The sequence below is a fragment of the Patulibacter sp. NPDC049589 genome, from assembly GCF_040675535.1.
Classification (GTDB): domain Bacteria; phylum Actinomycetota; class Thermoleophilia; order Solirubrobacterales; family Solirubrobacteraceae; genus Patulibacter.
Map to the genome: position 1 here is coordinate 1 of NZ_JBFAPC010000122.1, position 17,449 is coordinate 17,449.

The 17,449-nt window shown below is 74.3% G+C and carries 16 protein-coding genes, 1 tRNA gene and 2 pseudogenes; 11 read left to right on the top strand and 8 right to left on the bottom strand.

Annotated features, from left to right (window positions below; all coding sequences use genetic code 11):
- Positions 1-97: 97 nt before the first annotated feature.
- Positions 98-1,183, bottom strand: a complete 1,086-nt coding sequence (locus AB0L40_RS19705; protein ID WP_364358444.1) for an aminotransferase class V-fold PLP-dependent enzyme — start codon at positions 1,181-1,183, stop codon at positions 98-100.
- Between the two features lie 156 nt (positions 1,184-1,339).
- On the opposite strand from AB0L40_RS19705, the gene thrS reads away from it, so the two are divergent.
- The gene (gene thrS / locus AB0L40_RS19710) at positions 1,340-3,343 is read left to right on the top strand and encodes a threonine--tRNA ligase (RefSeq protein ID WP_364358447.1); all 2,004 of its coding nucleotides are present in this window, start codon (positions 1,340-1,342) and stop codon (positions 3,341-3,343) included.
- On the opposite strand, the gene AB0L40_RS19715 is transcribed toward thrS, so the two are convergent.
- Entirely contained in the window at positions 3,334-3,468 is a 135-nt protein-coding gene (locus AB0L40_RS19715) for a hypothetical protein (RefSeq protein ID WP_364358450.1), read from the bottom strand. The genes thrS and AB0L40_RS19715 overlap by 10 nt on opposite strands.
- Positions 3,465-3,941: a low molecular weight protein-tyrosine-phosphatase gene (locus AB0L40_RS19720; protein ID WP_364358453.1), complete on the bottom strand. Its 477-nt coding sequence runs from the start codon at positions 3,939-3,941 to the stop codon at positions 3,465-3,467. Before AB0L40_RS19720 ends, AB0L40_RS19715 begins: the two co-directional genes overlap by 4 nt.
- Positions 3,942-4,119: 178 nt before the next feature.
- On the opposite strand from AB0L40_RS19720, the gene infC reads away from it, so the two are divergent.
- The 7 genes from infC (at position 4,120) to AB0L40_RS19755 (ending at position 8,070) form a co-directional block, all read left to right on the top strand.
- The gene (infC, locus tag AB0L40_RS19725) at positions 4,120-4,935 is read left to right on the top strand and encodes a translation initiation factor IF-3 (RefSeq protein WP_364358455.1); all 816 of its coding nucleotides are present in this window, start codon (positions 4,120-4,122) and stop codon (positions 4,933-4,935) included.
- Positions 4,936-5,217: 282 nt separating this feature from the next.
- Positions 5,218-5,415 (top strand): 50S ribosomal protein L35, encoded by a 198-nt coding sequence (rpmI, locus tag AB0L40_RS19730; protein ID WP_364358458.1) that lies wholly within the window; start codon positions 5,218-5,220, stop codon positions 5,413-5,415.
- Entirely contained in the window at positions 5,415-5,786 is a 372-nt protein-coding gene (gene rplT, locus AB0L40_RS19735) for a 50S ribosomal protein L20 (protein WP_364358461.1), read from the top strand. Before rpmI ends, rplT begins: the two co-directional genes overlap by 1 nt.
- A 139-nt stretch (positions 5,787-5,925) precedes the next feature.
- Positions 5,926-6,654: an RNA methyltransferase gene (locus AB0L40_RS19740; RefSeq protein WP_364358464.1), complete on the top strand. Its 729-nt coding sequence runs from the start codon at positions 5,926-5,928 to the stop codon at positions 6,652-6,654.
- Positions 6,655-6,670: 16 nt separating this feature from the next.
- Positions 6,671-6,743 (top strand) — tRNA-Phe (locus AB0L40_RS19745).
- 156 nt (positions 6,744-6,899) lie between these two features.
- Positions 6,900-7,412 carry a helix-turn-helix transcriptional regulator gene (locus AB0L40_RS19750; RefSeq protein WP_364358467.1) on the top strand — a complete coding sequence of 171 codons (513 nt, stop codon included), beginning with the start codon at positions 6,900-6,902 and terminating at the stop codon, positions 7,410-7,412.
- A gap of 22 nt (positions 7,413-7,434) precedes the next feature.
- The gene (locus tag AB0L40_RS19755) at positions 7,435-8,070 is read left to right on the top strand and encodes a nucleotidyl transferase AbiEii/AbiGii toxin family protein (RefSeq protein WP_364358470.1); all 636 of its coding nucleotides are present in this window, start codon (positions 7,435-7,437) and stop codon (positions 8,068-8,070) included.
- A gap of 369 nt (positions 8,071-8,439) precedes the next feature.
- On the opposite strand, the pseudogene AB0L40_RS19760 reads toward AB0L40_RS19755, so the two are convergent.
- The 3 genes and pseudogenes from AB0L40_RS19760 to AB0L40_RS19770 all read right to left on the bottom strand — a co-directional run.
- Positions 8,440-8,556: pseudogene (locus AB0L40_RS19760) on the bottom strand (IS630 family transposase); the annotation flags it as partial.
- Between the two features lie 252 nt (positions 8,557-8,808).
- A complete protein-coding gene (locus tag AB0L40_RS19765; RefSeq protein ID WP_364358488.1) occupies positions 8,809-11,160 on the bottom strand; it encodes a helix-turn-helix transcriptional regulator in 2,352 nt (783 codons plus the stop codon).
- Positions 11,115-11,837: pseudogene (locus tag AB0L40_RS19770) on the bottom strand (ATP-binding protein); the annotation flags it as partial. The gene AB0L40_RS19765 and the pseudogene AB0L40_RS19770, both read right to left, overlap by 46 nt.
- Between AB0L40_RS19770 and pheS the strand changes: the two are divergent.
- Genes pheS through argC form a run of 3 tightly spaced genes read left to right on the top strand, consistent with a single transcriptional unit; the run spans position 11,742 to position 16,446 of the window.
- Positions 11,742-12,815: a phenylalanine--tRNA ligase subunit alpha gene (pheS, locus tag AB0L40_RS19775; RefSeq protein WP_364358473.1), complete on the top strand. Its 1,074-nt coding sequence runs from the start codon at positions 11,742-11,744 to the stop codon at positions 12,813-12,815. The pseudogene AB0L40_RS19770 and the gene pheS overlap by 96 nt on opposite strands.
- Positions 12,812-15,313: a phenylalanine--tRNA ligase subunit beta gene (pheT, locus tag AB0L40_RS19780; RefSeq protein ID WP_364358476.1), complete on the top strand. Its 2,502-nt coding sequence runs from the start codon at positions 12,812-12,814 to the stop codon at positions 15,311-15,313. The genes pheS and pheT overlap by 4 nt, the downstream gene beginning before the upstream one ends.
- 47 nt (positions 15,314-15,360) lie before the next feature.
- The gene (gene argC, locus AB0L40_RS19785; RefSeq protein WP_364358479.1) at positions 15,361-16,446 is read left to right on the top strand and encodes an N-acetyl-gamma-glutamyl-phosphate reductase; all 1,086 of its coding nucleotides are present in this window, start codon (positions 15,361-15,363) and stop codon (positions 16,444-16,446) included.
- Positions 16,447-16,515: 69 nt separating this feature from the next.
- Here the strand turns inward: argC and AB0L40_RS19790 are convergent, their stop codons facing one another.
- Together AB0L40_RS19790 and AB0L40_RS19795 are read right to left on the bottom strand one after the other, a co-directional pair.
- Positions 16,516-17,064, bottom strand: a complete 549-nt coding sequence (locus AB0L40_RS19790) for a hypothetical protein (RefSeq protein WP_364358482.1) — start codon at positions 17,062-17,064, stop codon at positions 16,516-16,518.
- Positions 17,065-17,147: 83 nt separating this feature from the next.
- On the bottom strand, positions 17,148-17,449 hold a 302-nt coding region (locus AB0L40_RS19795; protein WP_364358485.1), incomplete at its 5' end, for a hypothetical protein.

Sequence of the window (17,449 nt, forward strand, 5' to 3'; positions counted from 1 at the left end):
GACCTCGATCTGCCGCCGTCGCAGCTGGCGGCGCTGCGGCACCTCGATCCCGACGAGCCACAGCCGATGGGGTCGCTCGAGTCCGCGGCCCGCGGGGTCAGCCCGCGAGCACGTCCATCAGCCGCTGCAGATCCCGCGCGTCGTTCCACGCGCCGACCGACGCCCGCAGCAGGTCCGTCCCGGGCAGGTCGCGGACGACGACGCCCGCGGCGGCGAGCCGGTCCCGCGTGGCGGCCGGGTCCGCCTCGCTCCAGGACACGAGCGTCGTGCGGCCGCGGGGCGCGACGGTGCGCCCCGACGCCTCCAGCAGCCCGGCGAGCTCGGCGGCCAGGTCCGCGGCGCGGCCGACGACCGCGTCCCAGCCGGCCTCGCCGAGCACGTCCATCGCGACGACGGCCCCCACCGACGACTCGGCGGACATCGTGAGCGCGTCGAGGGCGCGGGCGTCGTCCCAGGGCTCGGTGGCGAGGCCGCCGTACGGGGTGGCGAGGTTGCCGTACCCGGGGGCCCGCACCTGCAGCTCCGCCCGCCGGCCGGGGTGCACCCACAGGAACCCCGTCCCGATCGGGCCGCAGAGCCACTTCTGGCCCGACGCGGCGTAGTACGCACAGCCCAGCGCGGCGACGTCCACGTGGATCGCGCCGGCCCCCTGCGCCCCGTCGAGGAGCACGGGCACCTCGCCGGCGAGGTCCGCCAGCGCGGCCGGCGCGAGCGCCCCGTCCGTCCAGCGGACGTGCGAGCAGGCCACGAGCCTCGTGCCCGGCCCGACGGCCTCGACGATCCCCTCCAGCGGGGCGCTGCGCACGGCCACGCCGCGCTGCGCCACGAGCGCGGCGAGGGGCCCGAGCAGCCCGGCGTGCTCCTGCTCGGCGACCAGGACCTCGTCGCCGGGCGACCAGTCGAGGCCCTGGAGCACGCGGACGATGCCCTCCGTCGTCGACGACGTGAGGGCGACGTCCTGGGGCCGGCCGCCGATCAGCGACGCGTAGCGCGCGCGTCGCTCGTCCTGGGCGGCGACGAGCCCGCCGTAGTGCGCGCCGTCGCGTCCGCGCCGCTCGGCCTCGTGCAGCAGGACGGTGGTCGCGGCGCCGGCGGCGCGCGGGAGGGGACCGCACGTGCCGGCGTTCAGGTACGTGAGCTCCGAGAGGACGGGGAACTCGGCGCGCAGCAGCTCGTGGTCCATCGGGCCAGCATACGAGCGGTCCCCTGCCGCACCGGGGGTCCCGGGCACCGCTCCGGGACGGGCGCCGCGGTGCCCGCGATCCGGGCACGAACCCGTCCGGACGACGCCGGGCAGGCGCCGGGCGGCCGCGCGCCCGCCTGGAATACGCTGGACCACATGCAGGTGACGCTTCCCGACGGCAAGGTGCTCGAGCTCTCCGACGGGGCGACGGGCACGGACGCCGCCCTGGCGATCGGCCCCGGCCTGGCCCGGGCCGCGCTGGCGATCACGGTCAACGGCGAGCAGCGCGACCTCGACCGCCCGCTGGAGGACGGCGCGGAGATCGGGATCATCACCGAGCGCTCCGACGAGGCCCTCGAGCTGATCCGCCACGACACGGCCCACGTGCTGGCCGCGGCGATCCTCGACCTCTATCCCGGCACGAAGATCGCGATCGGCCCGCCGATCGAGAACGGCTTCTACTACGACTTCCAGTTCCCGGACGGCGTGGTCCTGAACGACGCCGACTTCGCCACGATCGAGGCGAAGATGAAGGAGCACGTCAGCGCGGACGAGCGTTTCGCCCGCGAGGACGTCTCCGTCGCGGTCGCCCTGGAGCGGTTCAAGGCCGAGGACCAGCCGTACAAGGTCGAGCTGATCGAGGACCTCGTCAAGAACGCCCCGGCCGACGCGCCGGTCGAGACCGTCTCGCTCTACACCAACGGCCCGTTCACGGACCTCTGCCGCGGCCCGCACGGCCCGGGCACCAAGCGCATCGGCGCGTTCAAGCTGCAGTCGATCGCGGGCGCCTACTGGCGCGGCGACTCCGACCGCCAGCAGCTCGTCCGGATCTACGGCACCGCGTTCTTCAAGAAGAAGGAGCTGACGGCCCACCTCGAGCGCCTCGAGCTCGCCCGCCAGCGCGACCACCGCAAGCTCGGCAAGGAGCTCGGGCTCTACCACTTCAGCGAGGCCGCTCCCGGCTCCGCGTTCTGGACCCCGTCGGGCACCCGCATCTTCAACGAGCTCGTCGCGCTGTCGCGCGAGATGGGCGACGACCGCGGCTACACCGAGGTCAAGACGCCGCAGCTCTTCGACGCCTCCCTCTGGAAGACCTCGGGCCACTGGGACAAGTACCGGGACGACATGTTCCTCACGTCCACGCACGACCACGGGACGGAGGACGAGGACGGCGTCACCATCGAGCCGACCATGGGCTTCAAGCCGATGAACTGCCCGGGCCACTACGAGCTCTACCGCCAGACCCGCTGGAGCTGGCGCGACATGCCCGTGCGCTTCTCCGAGCCCGGCCTGCTGCACCGCAACGAGCTCTCCGGCGCCCTCCACGGCCTGATGCGGGTCCGCCAGTTCTGCCAGGACGACGCGCACCTGTTCGTCATGGAGGACCAGATCCAGGACGAGGTCACCGCCTGCCTGCGGTTCGCGCAGGACACGTACGACCTCTTCGGCTTCGACGCCGCCGACTTCACCTACGAGCTCTCGACGCGCCCGGAGAACCGCCTGGGCTCCGACGAGATGTGGGACAAGGCCGAGGGCGACCTGCGCACGGCGCTGGAGAACAACGGCCTGCCCTACGTCGTCCACGACGGCGACGGCGCGTTCTACGGCCCGAAGATCGACATCCAGTTCCGCGACTCGCTCGGCCGCTCCTGGCAGCTCGGCACGGTCCAGATCGACTACCAGGCGCCCGAGCGCTTCGACCTCGTCTACACGGGCGCGGACAACTCGGACCACCGGCCGGTCGTCCTGCACCGCGCCCTGCTCGGCTCGTACGAGCGCTTCATCGGGATCCTGCTCGAGCACACCGGCGGCGAGCTGCCGTTCTGGCTCCAGCCCGCGCACGTGACGCTGCTGACGGTCTCCGACCGCCACGCCGACGCCGCGCACGCGATCGCGAAGGAGCTGAAGGGCGCCGGCCTGCGGGTCGTCGTCGACGGACGTACGGAGACGGTCGGCCGCAAGATCCGCGAGACCGAGCTGGCGAAGGTCCCGCTGATGGCGGTCATCGGCGACACCGAGGCCGAGGCCCACACGCTGACGCTCCGCCACCACGGCGGGCGCGAGGAGCCGGCGGCGCCGGTCGCGGACGTCGCGGCGCGCCTGGGCTCCGCGGTCCGCGAGCGCACGGCGCTCGAGGCCGGCGAGCCCGCTCAGCCGTAGCGGCGCCGGATCGCCGGCGCCCGCGCGCCGTTGCCGCCCCGGACAGCGTCGTCCGGGGCCTCGCCGGCGACCGGCGTCAGCGAGGCGACCTCGACGCCCAGCGCGCTGCGCAGACCGTCGCTCACGTCTGCGGCCGGATCTCCTCGAGCAGCCCGGCGCACGCGGCCTGGACCTGGTCGAGCACGAGCGCGAAGCCGTCGCCGGCGCCGTAGTACGGGTCGGGGACGTCAAGGTCGCCGGCCGCGGCCGACGCCGGGTCGTACGAGCGCAGCAGCCGGACCCGGTCGCGGGCCGCGTCGTCCGGCGCCAGCGCGCGCAGGTCGGCGGCGTTGCGCGCGTCCATCGCGAGGACGAGGTCGAACGACGTGAGGTCCGCGGGGGAGACCTGACGGGCGCGGCTGGTCAGGGCGATGCCCCGCTCGGCCGCCGCGGCCGTGGCCCGCTCGTCCGGCGCGCCCCCGACGTGCCACGAGCCGGTGCCCGCCGAGTCCACCTCGATCACGTCCTCCAGGCCCTCGCGGGCGAGCAGGTCGGCCATGACGCCCTCGGCGGTCGGCGACCGGCAGATGTTGCCCAGGCAGACGAAGAGCAGACGCACGTCCGGGAGCGTAGGGGAGACCGCTGAGGGGCTCGTCCGACCGCCGTCCGTCGGCGTGGTCGCGGCGTACGCGCAAAACCACCCCGGCACGCGGCCCCGTCTGCGCTACAGTCTGTTTCTTGTTTATTCGCGATACCTCGCGTGCGCAGGCTCTGCGCTCCGCGATCATTTCCTCCTAGTGCCGGTTCCGCGCAGGTTCGACCGCCGTCCGCCGGAACGTGACACGACTCGTGTCAACGACCGGATCCGGGTCCCCGAAGTTCGCGTCATCGACGAGAACGGGAACCAGGCGGGCGTCATGCGGACGGAGGACGCCCTCCGCTACGCCCAGTCGAAGGACCTCGACCTCGTCGAGGTGGCCGCCACGGCCCGCCCTCCGGTCTGCCGCGTGCTCGACTACTCGAAGTACAAGTACGAGCAGGCGCAGAAGAAGAAGGTCGCCAAGAAGCACCAGACGCAGGTCGTCACCCGGGAGATCAAGTTCCGGCCGAAGATCGCGGATCACGACTACGCCACCAAGAAGGGGCACGTGATCCGGTTCTTGAAGGGCAAGGACAAGGTCAAGGTCACGATCATGTTCCGTGGCCGCGAGGTCACGCACCCCGAGCGCGGCCGTGACCTGCTCGAGCGCCTGGTCATCGACCTCGACGACATCTGCCAGGTCGATCAGCGCCCCTCGCTCGAGGGCCGCAACATGACCATGATGCTCTCCCCCTCGAAGGAGGTCATCAACGGCACCTGGGCGCCGAAGGTGCCGCCGACGGCGGAGGAGCTCGCGGCCGAGGCCGAGGCCGACGACAACGCCGGCATCGTCGTCGGTGGCGAGGCCCCGACCCACCCGGACGACGTCCCGGGCGAGGACGGCGACGCGTCGCCGGCCGAGGTCGAGGCGGAGTCCGAGGCCGAGGCGGAGGCGCCCGTCGCCGCGGACGCCCCGGAGGAGGAGTCGTCCACCGCCGAGGTGCCCGAGGCCCAGGACGCGCCCGCGTCCTAGTCCGAGGAGGGCCGTTCCCCGCCGGGGAGCGCCTCCCGCCCCGCGGGCGTCGCGACCGGGTCGACCGGGACCGCGACGCACGCGGATTGCAGGTAGTTCAAGATGTCTGCAGCGGCGCTTCTGGCGCCCCGGGCAGGGATCGTCGGATCCCCGTCATCACCGCGGACTTCGGTTCGCGGGGCGCTTCGCCGCCCCGCCCGGACGTTCCCCGGCCCGTTCCGCCGTTCGTGCGCCGTACCGCCACGCACGGCCCACCGCCATCTGGCACAATCACCGATTCGCATGCCCAAGCAGAAGACACACTCGGGCGCCAAGAAGCGCTTCAAGCGGACCGGGACCGGAAAGGTCTCCGCCCGCCACGCGATGTCCTCCCACATCCTGGGAAAGAAGTCGCAGAAGCGCAAGCGCAAGTTCGCCAACGCCGCCATCATGTCCGAGGCTGACACGCCCCGGATCAAGCGGCTCCTCGGAGACGGCTGATGACCCGCGTCAAGCGTTCCCTCCACGCCAAGAAGAAGCGGCGTGCAAGCCTCGAGCGGTCGAAGGGCTACGTCGGCCGCGCGAACAACACGTATCGCGAGTCGAAGGAGGCCGGGCTCAAGGCCGGCGTCTACGCGTACCGCGATCGCCGCAACCGCAAGCGCGACTTCCGTCGCCTGTGGATCACGCGCATCAACGCCGCGGCGCGCCTGAACGACCTGACCTACGGTCAGCTCGTCCACGGCCTGATCCTGGCCGGCATCGAGGTCGACCGCAAGAACCTCGCCGACCTCGCCGTCCGCGACCCGGAGGCCTTCACGGCCTTCACCTCGGTCGCCAAGGACGCGCTCTCGGCCAAGGCCGCGGCCTAGCGAGCAGCCGCCGGCCCCTCGGGCCGGCACCCAGCTTCCAGAACGGGCGTCCCACGGGGCGCCCGTTCTGCGTTCCGGGCCGTCCGTCCGCGCGTACGCATCGCGCCGGCCCGGCCGACCACCGCACCCGTCGTCCTCCATGTCCGTCATCAACTCGCACCAGAACCCCCGGCTCAAGCAGGTCCGGGTCCTCCTGAACCGCAAGCGCGAGCGCACGCGGACGGGATTGTTCGTCGCCGAGGGCGAGGATCTCGTCGCCGCGGCGGCGGACGCGGGCTGGGAAGCCGAGGACGTGCTCGTCCACGCCGGCGCGGGCCTCCAGGGCACCGAGGTCGACCCCGCGCTGCTGGACGGCGCCTCGTCGCTGGGCTCCGGCACCCGCGCGATCGGGATCTACCGCCAGCGCTGGCTGGAGACGGCCGTCGGGCCGCGCTGCCTGCACCTGCACGGCCTGAAGGATCCGGGCAACGTCGGCACCGCGATCCGGGCCGCGCACGCCCTGGGCGCGTCGTGCGTGTCGATCGGGCCCGACACCGCCGATCCGTACGCGCCGAAGGCCGTCCGCGCCAGCATGGGGTCCGTCTTCGCCGTGCCGCTGGCCCGCGCGGAGGGTCCGGAGGACCTGCCCGGCACGTCCGTCGCGCTCGTCCTGCGCGCCGGCGAGGTCCTCCGGCCCGGCCTGGTCGACCCGGCGGCGGACGGCGGACTCAGCCTGCTGGTGGGCGCCGAGCGCGAGGGCCTGCCCGACGACGTGATCGCCGCGTGTGATCGGACGGCGCACCTGCCGATCGCCGGTGCGGAGTCGCTGAACGCGGCGATGGCGGCGACGGTCGCGCTCTACGAGCTCGCCCGCACCGCCGACGGATAGACTGCGCGGCCGCCTCGGCGGGATAGCTCAGTTGGTAGAGCACACGACTGAAAATCGTGGTGTCCCCGGTTCGAGTCCGGGTCTCGCCATCGCCGAGGAGGCCCTGCAGAGCAGGGCCTCCTTCGTCCTTGGGGCGGGGGTGATATGCCCGTTTCGGCGCCACATTCTGGGGTTCGTGGCCCGATGGCGGCCCAGGGCCCGGCCAATTCGGCCCGCTAGAGTATTCAATCAGATACACTGTCCGGGTGATCGCAGCCGGTCTTCTCACGCATGCCCGTCATGCGGCGGGCGTCTCCCAGGAAGTGTTGGCCAAGCGCGCTGGCACCTCCCGCCCGACCCTCTCGGCCTACGAGCACGGTCGCAAGTCACCGAATGTGGAGACCGCCGCGAGGATCGCGGGTGCCGCCGGTTTCGATCTGGCGCTCCAGCCGCGGATCGAGTTCGTCGAGCATCCGATCGGGCACGGCCGCACCGCGATCGTCCCGACCGCCCTTCCCCGTCTCTCCGTCGAGCAGGCGCTCGCGGTCGTTGAACTGCCGCTGCACCTCAACTGGTCGGAGCTGGGTCGCCGGTTCGATCTGCGTGATCGCGCCGACCGCGTGCGTGTGTACGAGACCGTTCTGCGTGAGGGCACCGGGGAGGACGTCCTGCGCTATATCGACGGTGCCCTGCTGGTAGACCTCTGGGACGAGCTCGTCGTGCCTTCCGCGATCAGGTCGGCATGGGCGCGCGTCGTCCAGTCGGCTGTGACCCCGTGACTGCGACACCGGCGGCGTAGCGTTGGGCGCTTCGGCCCTCACCGAGTTTCAGCGCGAGGTCGCCCGCCTGTTCTTCTCGCTCCCCGAGTCCGACGGATACCTCCTCGCCGGCGGTGCTGCACTGGTGGCCAGCGAACTCACCGCCCGACCGACCCATGACCTCGATCTGTTCGCGCATGCGCCGATTGACTCGGTGCGCACCGGACGCGACGCGCTCCTCGGAGCGATAGGCGACCGAGGTTGGACAGCGACCACGATCCGCGACACGACGACCTTCTGTCGCTTGGTCATCCACGGACCCGAAGACCTCCTCGTCGACCTCGCCGTGGACTCCGCGCCCACATCGCCACCGACCGTGACCGTGCTCGGTCCGACGCTCGCTCCGGCCGAGCTCGCCGCGCGCAAGCTCCTCGCCCTCTTCGGCCGGGCCGCGGCCCGCGACTTCGCTGACGTCTTCGTTCTCGCGCAGCGCTTCGGCAAGGAGCTGCTCCTCACGGAAGCCGAACAGGTCGACCCTGGGTTCGACCGGCTCGTGCTCGCCCAGATGCTCACGACGTTGGGCCGCTTCAGCGACGAGGAGCTACCCGCAGAGCCCGAGCTCGTCGCGACGATGCGCGGGTTCTTCGCTGCGTGGGCCGTCGAACTCGCTGCTGTCTAGCCTTGCCTCGTGTCGGGGTCGGTGCGGTGAGACGGATGACCTCCAAGCAGGGGTCGCGGCGGTTCTGGAAGCGCTCGCTGGGGTTCTCGAACCCCAGGCCGCGCGCGACTGGCTGTTCACGTCGGATCCGATGTTGGAGGACTCCGAGCCTGCGGAGCTTCTCGCTCAAGGGCCTGCCGGGGCGCGTCGGGAACTTGCGCTCATCGATGCGCTGTGCGAGGGCGTCTGCCCCGATGGTGCCAGCGACGACGCAGCCGGCGCCTGAATAGGACCCGAGCGCACGTCGAGTTCCGCGGGGATCTGGTCCTCGTTCTTGATCAGGATCTTCTTGAACTCGACCGCCCGGTGCGTGGCACGGGTCGAGCCGACCACCTTGCCCGTCGCGACGTCCAGCGCCGCGAAGAGGCTCGAGGTGCCGTGCCTGACGTCGTCGTGCGACGCCCTTTCGGGAACGCCGGGCAGCATCGACAGGATCGGCGCGGTGCGGGTGTGGACATCCGCAGCCTGGCGGCCGAGGCGGCGCGGAAACACCTGTCACCGACCGCGTACCTCGGAGCACTGCTGGACAACGACGCATAACCGGCCTCCAGCCGGGCCGCAGCAAGCCCTGCAAATCCACAAAATGAGGCCTCCGTTCGGCCGCCTGAAAAATCGTGGTGTCCCCGGATCGAGTCCGGGTCTCGCCATCGGTACCGGAGGCCCCGCGACGCGGGGCCTCCGCCGTTGCGGGGCGGCACCTCAGTCCGCCGCGGCGCGCCCGTCGTCGTGGGCGGCGTCCGCCGCAATCCAGACGCGCACGAGCTCGGTCCGCGACCGCACGCCGAGCTTGCGGTAGGCGAGGCGCAGGTGGTGCTCGACGGTGCGGGGCGAGAGGAACAGCGTCTGCGCGACCTCGCGGTTGCTCGCCCCGCCGGCGACCAGGGCGCAGACCTCGCGCTCGCGCGGCGTGAGGTCGTCGTGGGGGTGGGGCGACGCGACCGTCGCCCGCGGCCCGCCGCAGGCCGCGAGCTGGCGGCGGCACGGGCGGCCCAGAGCTCGGCGCCGAGCGCGACGAACGTCGCCTGCGCCTCGGCGAGCAACGCCCGTGCGTCGACCCGCCGCCGCGCCCGGCGCAGGCGCTCGCCGAAGGCCAACTGCGTGCGGGCCAGCTCGAACGGCAACGTCACTCGGGCGTGCGCGGCCAGGGCCGTCGCCAGCAGCGCGTCGAGCGCGTCGTCGTCGGCCACGAGCGCCCGGCAGCGCGCCGCGGCGGCCGCCGCCCAGGCGCCACCGGTGCGCTCGGCCGAGACCGCGAGCTCCTCGACGACCGTCGTCGCGCCCGCAGCGGCGCCGCTGCGGACCAGGGCCTCGGCGAGGTCCGCCTCCGTGTAGAGCTGGGACGGGTCCCGCCAGCCGAGCGTCCGCGCGTGGTCGAGGGCCCGGCGCAGATGGACGACCGCGGTCGCGGCGTCCCCGGCGGACAGGGCCAGCTGGCCCAGCGCCTGCTCGCCGCACGACAGCGTCGTCGTGACCTGCAGCGCGCTGTTGTGGTCGAGCACCCGGCCGGCGTGGGCGGCGCAGCTGGCCGCCCGGCCCCGCTGGCTGTCGAGCAGCGCCGCCATGGCGAAGGCGAAGCTCGCCGCGAACCCGCCGGCGGCGGCGTCGTCGACGATCGCGACCGCCTCGGCCGCGCACGCCTCCGCCCGGTCCCACCGCCCGCGCCGGCGGTGCAGGCCGCTGTGGACGGCGAGCGGGAGCGCCAGCGCGTGGACGGCGCCCGCCTCGCGGGCACGGCGCGTCAGGCTGGTCAGCAGGGCGTCGGCGACGTCGTGGTCCTCCATCCAGACGTGGGAGAGCGCGGCGACCGACAGCAGGTCCGACAGCGGCCCGACGGGGTCGAGCTTCGCGAGCTCGGCGCGGTGGCGCAGCAGGAGCGCCCGCGCCTCGGCGTGCGCCCCGAGCGCCACGAGGGCCTGCGCGTGCAGCGTGTCCGGGACGACCTTCAGCACCTCCGGGACGAGGTCGGTCGTGCGCGCGGTCAGCGCTGCCAGGCGCTCGATCGATCCGTGGGAGACGAGCGCGACGCAGGCCTGGACGAGCAGCATCCCCGCGCGGCCCGGGTCGGTCGCCTCGACCGCGTTCGCCTCGGCCTCCAGGAGCTCGAAGGCCTCCGACGGGCGCCCGTCCTGCAGCAGGGCCATCCCGCGCAGCAGCTGGACGTCGGCACGCCGGCCCGGGTCCGGGGCGCTCGCCAGCAGCGGGTCGAGGAGGTGCAGCGCCCGGCCGGGGTCCCCCGCGACGGTGGCCGCCGACGCGGCCCCGAGGGTCCGCCCGAAGGCCGGCCCGGCGTCGGGCGTGAGCTCCGCCGCGCGCTGGAGCATCGCCGAGGCCGTCGCCGGCGCCCCGCGGCGCCGGGCGTCGGCGCCGAGCGCCTCGAGCTCCGCCGCGACGTCCTCGTCGACCGCGGGCGCGGCGACGGCGCGGTGCCAGGCCCGGCGGGGACCCGACGTCGCGTCGGCCAGCGCCAGGTGCGCGTCGCGGCGGCGGCTCGGGCTCGCCGCGTGGTAGACGGCCGAGCGGATGCTCGGGTGCGTGAAGCGCACGCGCCGCGGCGCGAGCTCGACGAGCCCCGCGTCCTCCGCCGGGCCGAGGATCCGCAGCCCGCCCAGCGCCGTGCCGATCGCGTCGGCCTCGCCGTCGCCGCTGGCGGCCGCCAGCAGCAGCGCGTCGCGCACGGCCACCGGGAGCGCGGCGACCCGCGAGGCCGCCAGGCGCTGGAGGCGCTCGCCGGCCGGCAGCGGGGACGGCAGCACCTCGTGGCCGCTGCGCTGGTCGGCGGTGAGCTGGGCCGGCGCCTGGACGAGCGCCAGGGGGTTGCCGCCGACCGCGTCGACCAGCGCCTCGGCCACCGTCGCGGCGAGGCCCTGGCGGCGCGCCAGGCGCAGGGCGTCGGAGCGGGCCAGGTCGCCGAGCGGGAGCACGTCCACGCCCGGCCAGGGCTCGGCGTGCAGGTCGGCCCGCAGCGACCGGACGGCCAGGACCGCCACGCCGATCCGCGCGGCCCGCCGCGCCACGAAGCGGACGACGTCGCGCGACGCCGGGTCCAGCCACTGGACGTCGTCGACGAGCAGCACGACCGGCCCGGCCGCCGCGGCGTCCTGGAGCAGCGCCAGCACCGCGTGCGACAGCTCGGCCGACGGGGCCTCGCCGACGAACCCGTCGGCCAGCCCCAGCGCGCTGCGCAGCAGGGCCGCCTGACCGTCGCCGAGGCCGTCGATGCGCCCGACGAGCGGGTGCAGCAGCTCGGTCAGGCCGGCGAACGCGAGGTCGATCTCGCTCTCGACCCCGACCACCTCGAGTGATCGCACCCCCGCGACGTCGACCGCGGCGAGCAGCGCGCTCTTGCCCGTCCCGGATGTGCCCTCCACCAGCAGCGCGCCGCCCGATCGGCGGGCTCGGGCGTCGGCCACCAGGGCGGCGAGGAGCGAGCGCTCGACGTCGCGGCCGATGAGGTCGGTGTCCCCGGCGGGTCCCACGGCCCCCAAGCCTACGACGCCGCGCACGCCCCGTGGTTGCCCGCATGCGACGAACCGTCGCACCGAACCGCCCTCGGACGCGGGCGATTCGAACCCTGCGGGGGTGCCGCCGGGGGAGCCCGGGATCTCGGGGACGCATCGATACGCTTGGCCGCGATGCAAGAACGGATCGCCGAGCTCCGCGCCGCGGGGGAAGCCGCCGTCGCCGCGGCCACCACGACCGACGAGCTCGAGGAGCTCCGCGTGGCGCACCTCGGGCGCAAGGCGGAGCTGCCGAACCTGCTGCGCGACGTCTCCAAGCTCGAGCCCGCACAGCGCGGGATCGTCGGCAAGGCCGCCAACCAGGCCCGTCAGGCGCTGCAGGCGGCGATCGACGCCCGCGTGGCCGAGCTGCAGGCGTCCGAGCTCGACGCGCAGCTCATCGCCGACCGCGTCGACGTCACCCTGCCCGGTCGCTCCGAGGCGGTCGGCGGCCTGCACCTGCTGACGCGCGTGCGCCGCGACATCGAGGACATCTTCCTCGGGCTCGGGTTCGACGTCGTCGAGGGGCCCGAGACCGAGACGGTCCACTACAACTTCGACGCGCTCAACCACGCGGAGAACCACCCCGCGCGCGACCGCGCGGACACGTTCTACCTGGCCCCGTCGCCGCGTCTGGAGGGCGACGTCCAGCGCCTGCTGCGCACGCACACCTCGCCGATGCAGGTGCGTCACATGGAGCGCGCCGAGCCGCCCGTGGCGATCATCGTCCCCGGCCGCGTCTACCGGCCCGACAGCGACGCGACGCACACGCCGCAGTTCCACCAGGTCGAGGGCCTGTGGATCGACACGGACACGACGCTGGCCGATCTCAAGGGCGTGCTCCTGAGCTTCGCCCGCGCGATCTTCGGCCCGGACCGCGAGATCCGCCTGCGCCCGCACTTCTTCCCGTTCACCGAGCCGAGCGTCGAGATCGACGTCTCCTGCCACCTCTGCGGCGGCACCGGCGTGTTGAAGGACCGCTCCCGCTGCCCGCTCTGCAAGGGCACCGGCTGGATCGAGATCCTGGGCTCCGGCATGGTCGACCCGAACGTGCTGTCGGCCGTCGGCCGCCCGGAGTTCGATCCGGAGAGGGTCCAGGGCTTCGCCTTCGGGATGGGGATCGAGCGCATCGCGATGCTGCGCTACGGGCTGAGCGACCTGCGCCCGCTGTACGAGAACGACGTCCGACTGCTGGAGCAGTACGCATGAAGGCGCCCCTGAGCTGGCTCGGCGAGTACGTCGACCTGGACGGCCGCGACGCGACGGAGGTCGCGGCGCGCCTGAACGTCACCGGCACCGAGCTGGATCGCCTGATCCACCACGGCGTCGAGACCCCGGAGCGGATCCTCGTCGGCCGCGTGCTGACCTGCGAGCCGCACCCCGACGCCGACCGCCTGCGCGTGACGACCGTCGACATCGGCGCCGACGAGCCGTCCCAGATCGTCTGCGGCGCGCCGAACGTCGCCGCGGGCCTCGTGGTCGGCGTCGCGACCGTCGGGGCCGTCATGCCCGGCGGCCTGAAGATCAAGAAGGCGAAGCTCCGCGGCGTCGCGTCCAACGGGATGATCTGCTCCGCCCGCGAGCTCGGGATCGGCGAGGAGCACGACGGCATCCTGGCGCTGGACGCGGTCCTCCCGGGCGCGGCCGAGATCGCCCCCGGCACGCCGCTGACCGACGTCCTGGCCCACGCTGACGACGTCCTCGACCTCGAGATCACCCCGAACCGCCCCGACTGCCTGGGGCTCTACGGGATCGCCCGCGAGGTCGCCGCGTCGTCCGGCGCCGCCCTGCGGCCCGCGCCGTGGACGGCCGCCGGCGCCGAGGCCGCCGGCACGACCGCGGGACCGGGGGAGGACGCGACGGAGGGCACCACCGCCGCGACCGACGCCGCCGGCGACGCGATCGAGGGCTTCTCGCTCGTGGTGCGGACGCCCCGCTGCCCGCGCTTCACGCTGCGTCTGTTCGAGGGCGTCGTCATCGGCCCGTCGCCGCTGTGGATGCAGGCGCGGCTGTCCGCCGCGGGCATGCGCCCGATCAACAACGTCGTCGACATCACGAACTACGTGATGCTCGTGACCGGCCAGCCGCTGCACGCCTTCGACGCCGACCGCGTCGCCGGCGGGACGCTGATCGTCCGCGAGGCCGAGGACGGCGAGCAGCTCGGGACGCTCGACGGCACGACCCGCACGCTGAAGGCCGGCGAGCTCGTCATCGACGACGCCGACGGCCCGACGTCGCTGGCCGCCGTCATGGGCGGCGCGCGCTCCGAGGTCCACGAGGGCACGACCCGCGTGCTGCTCGAGGTCGCCTCCTGGGACGGCCCGACGATCCACCGGACCGCGCACCGGCTCGACCTCTTCAGCGAGGCCGCGTCGCGCAACGCCAAGGGCCTGGCACCCGAGCAGGTCGACTGGTCGCAGGCGCTCGCCACCCGGCTGCTGCGCGAGACGGTCGGCGCCCGCCGGGTCGGCGGCACGCTGTCGGCCGGCACCTGGAACCCCGCCGTCGTGCTGCCGCCGCTGTCCGTGCGCGAGGCCCGCGTCGAGCGGATCCTCGGCACGCCCGTCCCGCGCCCGCGGCAGACGGAGCTGCTCGACGCGCTGGGCTTCTCGGTCACCGACGCCGAGCCCGACGCGCCCGCCGGCACCGGCACGCTGCAGATCGTCGTCCCGGCCGAGCGTCGCGCCGACGTCACGCGCGAGATCGACGTGATCGAGGAGATCGCCCGCCTCGGCGTCGTCGCCGACCTCGAGCCGACGCTGCCGACCCGCCGCCGCGCGGCGGCCGCGCGCCTGACCCCGCGCCAGCGCGCCCGCCGGCGCGTCGAGGACGTCCTCGTCGGCCGGGGCCTGCAGGAGGTCGTCGGCTGGTCGTTCACGGACGCCGGCGCCGCCGGCCGGCTCGGCCTGTCCGAGGACGACCCCCGGTCCGCCGCGGTCGTCCTCGACAACCCGCTGAGCGAGGACCAGGCGGTCCTGCGCCCGTCGATCCTGATCTCGCTGCTGGACATCGCGCGGCACAACCGCACGCGCGGCGTCGACGCCCTGCGGATCTTCGAGACCGGCACGGTCTTCCGCGACGCGCCGGACCCCGACCGCCCCGACATGCCGTACGAGCACCTCGCCGTCGCGGCGCTGGTGCAGGACGACCTGTTCGCGGCCAAGGGCCTGCTGGAGGCGCTGATGGGCGCCCTGCGGATCGACGACTGGGCCGTCGAGGCGACGGACGAGGTCGCGTTCCTGCACCCCGGCCGCTCCGCACGGGTGACCGTGGGGCCGGACGCGACGGTCGTCGGCCTGCTCGGCGAGGTTCACCCGCGCGTCGCCGGCCGCTGGGACCTGCCGCAGGTCGCGACGTTCCTGATCGACCTCGACAAGCTGCTGCCGCTGGCGCCCGAGGCCCGGACGTTCCGGCCCGTCGGCGCGTTCCCGGACGCGCGCTTCGACCTCGCCGTCCTCGTCGCCGAGGAGGTCACCGCCGCGCAGGTCGTCGCGGTCGCCCGCAAGGCCGGCGGCGCGCTGCTCGAGGACGTCTCGGTCTTCGACGCGTACCGCGGCAAGGGCGTCCCGGACGGCCAGGTGTCCCTGGCGCTCCACGTGCGCCTGCGCGCGGCGGACCGCACGCTCGCCGAGGACGAGATCGGCGGGACCCGCGACAAGATCGTCGGCGCGCTGTCTCAGAAGGTCGGCGGGGTGCTCCGTGGGTGACCGGGGCGGGACCGCCGCCGGCCCCTCGTCGTCGACGGAGGTCTCCCGTGGCTGACAACGTCGCCTTCGGCGTCGCCTACGACGGCACGCCGCCGGCCCGCGCGACGTCGCGTCCGCGGGTCGCGGTCCTTGGGGCCTCGGGCTTCGCGGGCGCGCTCGCGGCCCGGCTGATCCACCGCCACCCGTCGTTCGAGCTGGGCGAGATCACCGCCCGCGCCGAGGCCGGCATGCGGCTGGACGAGCTCTACCCGCACCACCGCGTCCCGGTCGTCCTCACGGACCCGGACCTCGACCGCATCGGCGCGACGCACGACGTCGCGATCGTCGGCTACCCGCACGGGGCGTCGAGCGAGGCCGTCGCCGCGCTGCACGCCCAGGGGCTCGTCGTCCTCGACCTCTCGGCGGACTTCCGCCTCACCGACGACGCGGTCTACCGCGACTGGTACGGCGACGTCCACGTCGCTCCGGACCTCTTCGGCACCGCGGTCTACGGGCTGCCGGAGATCCACCGCGAGGCGCTCTCGGGCGTCCGCGAGGCCGGCCGCCTGATCGCCGGGCCGGGCTGCTTCCCGACCGCGACGATCCTCGGCCTGGCGCCGCTCGCGCGCGCCGGGCTGCTGCAGGACGTGATCGTCGACGCGAAGACCGGCGTCTCCGGCGCCGGCCGCAAGCTCGCGCGGACGACGCACTACGTCGACGTGTCGGAGAACGTGCACGCCTACGGCGTCGGCGGCCACCGCCACCAGCCCGAGATCCGCCAGGAGCTCGCGGCCCTGGGCATGGCCGCCGAGATCCAGCCGGTCTTCGTCCCGCACCTCGTGCCGGTCGACCAGGGCGAGCTGATCTCCGCCTACGTCCGCACCAACCGCCCGGTCACGGCCGGCGAGGTCGCCGACCTCTTCCGCGAGGCCTACGGCTCCGAGCCGTTCGTCGAGCTGACCACCGCCGAGCCCGGCATGCGCGACGTCCAGGCCTCCAACCACGCCCGGATCCGCACCCACGTCGACCCCCGCTCGGGCCACGTCCTGGTCTTCGCGACGATCGACAACCTGTGGAAGGGCACCTCGAGCCAGGCGATCCAGGCGCTCAACGTGGCGTTCGGGCGGCCGGAGGACGAGGGGCTGCAGGGCTGACGGGGCCGCGGTGCGACGCCGCACCGCCGGCCGCACCGCCGGCGGCGGGGGCCGCCCGGGCGCGGCGGATCAGCGCCAGCGCCACCCGCCGACGTAGGTGTGGAGCTCCCGGACGGCCGCGGATCGCCGGGAGACGTCGGAGATCGCCTCGATGAAGATCACGCGGTTGCCCCGACGGGTCACGAGGTCGTGCTGGTAGATCCGCCGGCCGCGAAAGCGGAAGGTCAGCCGAACGGAGACGGCCTTGGCGCCGGCGACCTTCGTGCCGCCGCGGCCGACCCGGCGCACGTCGGTCGCGCCGGTCGGGACGCCGATGATCGCGTCGGCGAGGGCGGACACCGACAGGCGCCGGCCCTTCCCGCGGAGCGGGGCCTCCAGCGTGGCCAGCCCCAGCCGGCCGCGCGCGGGGACGTTCGCTGCGCTCAGCCGGCCCTTCGAGGCGAGGGAGAACGTCCGGACGCCGCTCCGGTCGGTGCTCGCGGTGGTCCAGCCGGTGGGGACGGGCGCCCGGAAGGAGCGGCCGACGACGTCGGCGGCCCCGGCGGGGGCGGCGCCCGCGAGCAGGGCGAACGTCGTCGCGGCGGCGACGAGGGTGGTCGAGATCTGGGGACGGCGCACTGGTGGTTCCTGGGTCGGGGGGATGGAATGGGTGGGGCGGATGCCCCGCGGAAGCGGAGACGCGGTGGGGCGGCGCCCGGCGCTCAGCGCCGGATCGTGACCCGCTTCGTGGCGGTGGCGGGCCCGGTCGCGGACGTGGTGCGGACGCGCAGCGTGCCGGTCAGGCGGGTCGCCTTCCGGACCTTCGTGCGCAGCGCCGATGTGACCTTCAGGCGCAGGCGGACGTCGCCGGCGCGGCGGGCGCCGGCGCTGACGCGGGCCAGGACGGTGCCCGTCCGGACGCGCAGGCGGCGGGCCGTGGCGGCGTCGGCGAGCGGGTCCAGGGCGTCGGCACCTACGCCGTCCGCGAGCGCTACGTCGCGCCGATCAGCGAGCTGCACGGCAC